4 protein-coding genes are annotated in these 2,317 nt (G+C 66.6%); all 4 read right to left on the reverse strand.

What is annotated here, in order from left to right:
- Positions 1-12 precede the first annotated feature (12 nt).
- Positions 13-390: a hypothetical protein gene (locus tag WAN02_RS27805; protein ID WP_422268462.1), complete on the reverse strand. Its 378-nt coding sequence runs from the start codon at positions 388-390 to the stop codon at positions 13-15.
- A gap of 170 nt (positions 391-560) precedes the next feature.
- Positions 561-830: a three-helix bundle dimerization domain-containing protein gene (locus WAN02_RS27810; RefSeq protein WP_422268464.1), complete on the reverse strand. Its 270-nt coding sequence runs from the start codon at positions 828-830 to the stop codon at positions 561-563.
- Between the two features lie 86 nt (positions 831-916).
- On the reverse strand, positions 917-1,378 hold the full coding sequence (locus tag WAN02_RS27815; RefSeq protein ID WP_422268466.1) for a hypothetical protein: 462 nt from the start codon (positions 1,376-1,378) through the stop codon (positions 917-919).
- On the reverse strand, positions 1,375-2,317 hold a 943-nt coding region (locus tag WAN02_RS27820; RefSeq protein WP_422268468.1), incomplete at its 5' end, for a DUF58 domain-containing protein. The genes WAN02_RS27815 and WAN02_RS27820, both read right to left, overlap by 4 nt.

The raw sequence follows: 2,317 nt of genomic DNA on the forward strand, positions 1-2,317 counted from the left end.
GATTCAGCAGTCCTAGGTGAGCAGCGGGCTGTAGTCGGTCGGAGGGTCGACCAAATTCATTGATCGGTACGACTTCTCGGTGAGGGCCGGACTGCTCTCCGCCGCGGACAGCACCGCCTCGCGGAAGTCCAGCAGTTCTTTGGACGCCGCATGATCGGGGTCTCCGCTGTCCATGTGGAGATCGTTGAACGGATTGGATGCCCACATCGGACCGATGTGGGCAGCGGCGGTAGCGAAGAATCGCCGGCTCAGATCGGCGTTCCCGTCGGCCAGGCAGTCCCGCAGAGCGGTCCTCTCGAGCGCGGCCACCGTCATGCCCTGGCCGTAGATGGGACTGGTACTGCAGATCGCATCGCCGAACACCAGGAAGCCCGCGGGAAAACGGTCCATCTGGTCGTAGCGCCGCCAGATCGCGCCCGGGTATGGCCCCCTCGCCGATCACCCCAGTGTCGACCGTACCGAGATAGTTAATTATTCAGGCCGAAACCGGTAAGGCTGGAGTCGCTAATCATGGCTGTTCGCAAGGAAAATCTCAGCGTCGGCCGGTGCGGCCGCGATGGCTAGACGGCTGCGATGGTCTCGAGGACGGTCACACCCATGTCGTCGAGCGCAACTGCCGCCAGGTCCGGCCGCAGGACGCTCAGCTCTTCGAGTTCCTCGTCGGCGCGCCGCTGCACCAATAGCGGGATGAAATCCCTCACCCGGCTGCTTTGGAACTGCGAATACGCATGCCGCACGACGGCGGTGATGTGGTCCATCGGAAGAGCTGAATACTTCTCGGCGAGGCGACGCTCCAGGTCGCTGATCAACGCCCGCTCTTCTTGCGGCATCCCGATATTGTTGCCTCCATCTGGACACCGGTCAAGGCGTTGCGCGCAAGCAGATTTTTGGTACGACGCCGGCTCCAGCAACGTCGCTAGCCATCTTCGTCCCGCAGATACGGCCGCGTGGCCAGCAGATAGACCGCAAACACGGCAAGCGGCGCCAGCAACGGCAACCAGGGCAGCCGCAACGGGAATGCGGTCGCAACCAGGCCGACAAGGGTAAATCCGACCGCGGAGACCATCGTTGCGCCGCTGACCGAGTCGAGTCCGGCGCCGTTACTGGCCGCATGCCGCAGCACCACATAGGCGGCCGCCGACAATCCGGACACCGCGGCGACGGTGGCCGGCGGCCCGGACAGCGCAATCGTGACCACGGTGAGCAACACCGCAAGCGTGGCAACCGGGCGAATCAGCACCGCGATCGTCACCGCGGCCACCGCCGAGGTCGCCGCGACGAGGGTCGATCCGTGTGCTCCGATGCCGACCGCCGCCACCATCAGCACCCCGCACGCCGTCGACAAGACGTGCGCCGCCAACTGCGCGCCGCCCCTCATCCGCGGCGTCCGGTCAGCGGCCGCCGATGATCGGGGACGGCCCGCATCGATTGATCCAGGGTGCGATCCGCCCGCCAGGCCACCACGTCAACGCCGACGGTGCCCATATCGCGGTACATGGCCGAACGCTGCAGCGCCCACATTCGGTCGACCAGTGGGTCCTGGGCGGCGGGAAACGGGGCGCCCTGCAGGACATCGACCGCCACCACCACATGACCGCGGCGACGCAGGTCGATCAGCGCCAGCGCGAACTCGGTATCGAGCAGTGTCGAGAACCCGACGACGATCGCGCCCGTCGGAATTGCCGCCCGCGGAGCCAATGTTCCAGTGGTGCTTTCAAATTCATCACCGGCATCGAGAACGGTGTCGAGCACGCGGTAGAACTGCCGCTGGCCGATATCGGCACCGAGCCAGCGGGGTCTTCGGCCACCGAGCGCGACGATGCCGGCCCGGTCACCATTGCGCAGCGCGGTCTGCACCACTTGGGCGGCGCCGCGAACAACCCGCTCGGTGGCGACCGTCGCGGGCCCGGCAGGCTGCGGATAGCCGTCGATCAGCACAATCACGTCCGCGGACCGATCGGTCAATCGCTGAGTCACGTGCAAGCGGCCGCGACGGGCGCTCACCGGCCAGTTGACGGTGCGCAGTTGGTCGCCCGGCACGTAGGTGCGGATGTCGGCATATTCGACGCCACGGCCGATGTGCCGGGTCAAGTGGATGCCCAGCCGGTCGAGTAGTTCGGTCGGCGGCAGCGCTGTCGGCTGCGGCGGCGTCATCGGGAAAACGGTCACCTCAGCCGCGTCGACGGTTCCCGTGCCGACCAGTAAGCCCCCGTGCGCGACGACCTCGACCGCGGCGCGCACTGGATAGCGTCCCCAACGTTCGGCGCTGGCGACCAGCGTCTGGCGGCGGTCAGATGTTCGCTGGACAACCTCGAGT

It is taken from the genome of Mycobacterium sp. (assembly GCF_049281135.1).
Taxonomy (GTDB): Bacteria; Actinomycetota; Actinomycetes; order Mycobacteriales; family Mycobacteriaceae; genus Mycobacterium.